The organism is Microcystis sp. M53598_WE2, from assembly GCF_030067735.1.
Lineage (GTDB): Bacteria > Cyanobacteriota > Cyanobacteriia > Cyanobacteriales > Microcystaceae > Microcystis > Microcystis aeruginosa.
In genome coordinates this window covers 1-2362 of the sequence record NZ_JASJFE010000429.1, presented here as the reverse complement: position 1 = coordinate 2362, position 2362 = coordinate 1, and the positions used below count along the sequence as shown (strand labels likewise).

Here is a 2362-nt window from a genome sequence, read left to right as displayed (position 1 = left end):
CACTATTAACTTAATTTGTAATTTATTAAAACCCTCATCGGGAGAAATTACCTTTAATTATTTGCCAATTTCTAGAGTTACTAAAGAATTAATTGGGGTTGCCCCGCAAGAAAATTTATTGTACAAATCCCTTACTTGTGAGGAAAATCTCAACTTTTTTGCTCAGATTTATGGACTTGATCGCCTCCAGCGTCGTCATCGGATTAAAGCCAGTTTATCCGCAGTAAATTTGCTTGATCGCGCCCGTAGTCCGGTGGAAACTTTAAGCGGTGGAATGCAGCGCCGGATGAATATTGCTGTGGCTATTGTTCATCAGCCAAAATTATTAATTCTCGATGAACCAACTACTGGTTTAGACATCGAATCTCGCTATGAAATTTGGGATTTAATCGGAGAATTACGGCGACAGGGAATGACAATTTTATTAACTACCCACCTCCTCGATGAAGCACAGCGTCTCTGTCAACGTATCGGGATTTTAAAACAAGGTCGTATTATTGCCGAAGGTAATTTAAATCAGCTGCGTCAGCACATTCCTGCGAAAGAAATTATTATCATGGATACCCAGGATCACGAAGCAGCCATAAATCGAGGGAAACAATTAGGATTTACTCCCAAATTTTACGGAAAAGATTTAGCTTTTTGGTTACATGAACATCTAGAATTAAGCGAGATTATTCAGGCATTCGATGGCATTAATATTGATTCTCTCGCCCGTCAGACGGTACAGTTAGAACATATTTATATGGAAATTATGAATCAATTTTAACCCCATTTTTGAAAATTCAGGTTGATGATCGGCATTTTTTTCAGTAATTGGCCTCGATTAAGCTAAATCGCCGTTTTTCTTACCGTCATGATCATCTATAATTTTTGGATAGGTTCTATTAATTGGAGACAAAATCAATGATGAAATTAACCTCTATCACTGGGTTATTGGGTCTATCGGCGGTATTATTAAGCTCACATCTACCGGCAGCGGCGCAAAATTGTCGGCCACTTTCTTTATTAGGAGGTGAAGGTAGTGAAGTTACGAAAAGCGTCTCACAACCCACTGTTCCAGGGCCTTTCGGTGTCACCATAACTCGTAATAATTGGAATACCGATTGGGCAGTGCCGGGGGGTAGAAGTTTTCAGAGGTTTATCGTTACGGTTTCTGTCCCCCGGGCTGCCTCCTTTGATATCCGGCTGTTTCTCAAGTATAGCGATCAAACTAACGAGGAATTTTTTAATACTAATGGAGTACGAATCGAACCCGATAAACCCTTAACAATTACTGCCACAGTACGGGCAAATGATCAACCTTTTTTAGTCAATCTTTTTGTCAATGGTATTCAGCACATCGGTAATACCTACACCGCTTCTGTTGTCGGTTGTGAACGATAAAATATATAGGGTGTGCTGAAAAAGTTTTTCCCGGTGGCAGGGTGTGGGGTTTTAAGCTAAGAGGCATTTTAATCGCCTCTCCTTAGATTAGCTGAATCTCTCCCAATCCCTTTACTGTTGCCTCTGGTTTCATCTCAACAGGCAATTTAAATGCGCGGGCAGCCCCGGACTTTACTCTCTACCCCGATTGACCTTCAGTGGGACAATTAGATCAATGCACAATTAAGGATTTTTGTCAAGAAAATAATATTAAACTTATTATTGATGTCTGCCATGCCCACGCCCAAATGATCTGGCAATTAGCGATTAATTAAGCTACCCTAACTAATATCCCCCCCATTGGCCTCGATTTAGAACTGGCTTTTATCCGTCCCCACCTTATTATCGATTTTTTTCGGGAATATTATGTCTGAAACTATCACTCCCGCCCTTAGCGATCGCATCTGTAAACACATGAACAAAGATCACGGTGATGCCGTGCTTTTCTACGCTCAAGTTTACGGTAATATTACCGATGCAGAAACCGCTCAAATGCTCTCCATAGATCCCCAAGGCATGGATTTAGCCGTAGAAAAATTAGGGGAGAGTCAAACAATTAGAATACCTTTTGAGCGCACCCTAGAATCAGCCAAGGATGCCCATAATATCCTCGTTGAGATGCTAAAAGTTAATCAAACTACCCCTTGACAAAGCCCGATTTTGCGACTATCACCGAAAAAGACCAACCTAGAGAAGTAGCCCATGAATCAGGTTAATAGTACGGGAATAAAAATACCCAAGTCTGGCTGGCGTTTACTGCCTTTTTTAGTCTTGGGTGTGCTAGTTTTTGCCTTTAATTCCTCCCTAGAATTAAATTATCTAGTTAAGGGTTATATTACTCTCTTGGAATTACAGACAGGCATCGTGGTTTTATACTTTCTTCTGGCTAAATTAGGGAAATCTCAAAAATTATGAGAAATAGAACTATAGCGGCTTT

At 40.4% G+C, this 2362-nt stretch carries 4 protein-coding genes; all 4 read left to right on the top strand.

The genetic code is table 11. The features are described 5' to 3' along the window. Nucleotides 1–769: ABC transporter ATP-binding protein (locus PX636_RS09100; protein ID WP_288116818.1), on the top strand; the 769-nt coding region annotated here is incomplete at its 5' end. A gap of 137 nt (nucleotides 770–906) precedes the next feature. Continuing rightward, the gene (locus PX636_RS09095) at nucleotides 907–1386 is read left to right on the top strand and encodes a hypothetical protein (RefSeq protein ID WP_002798897.1); all 480 of its coding nucleotides are present in this window, start codon (nucleotides 907–909) and stop codon (nucleotides 1384–1386) included. Nucleotides 1387–1791: 405 nt separating this feature from the next. Next, on the top strand, nucleotides 1792–2073 hold the full coding sequence (locus PX636_RS09090) for a DUF2470 domain-containing protein (RefSeq protein ID WP_002798894.1): 282 nt from the start codon (nucleotides 1792–1794) through the stop codon (nucleotides 2071–2073). A gap of 54 nt (nucleotides 2074–2127) precedes the next feature. Further along, on the top strand, nucleotides 2128–2340 hold the full coding sequence (locus PX636_RS09085; RefSeq protein WP_002761887.1) for a hypothetical protein: 213 nt from the start codon (nucleotides 2128–2130) through the stop codon (nucleotides 2338–2340). Nucleotides 2341–2362: the final 22 nt, after the last annotated feature.

What these genes read in the sequence shown, in the direction of transcription:
- PX636_RS09085 (WP_002761887.1), top strand. Translation starts at nt 2,128, where the DNA reads ATGAATCAGGTTAATAGTACGGGAATAAAAATACCCAAGTCTGGCTGG.
- PX636_RS09095 (WP_002798897.1), top strand. Translation starts at nt 907, where the DNA reads ATGATGAAATTAACCTCTATCACTGGGTTATTGGGTCTATCGGCGGTA.
- PX636_RS09090 (WP_002798894.1), top strand. Translation starts at nt 1,792, where the DNA reads ATGTCTGAAACTATCACTCCCGCCCTTAGCGATCGCATCTGTAAACAC.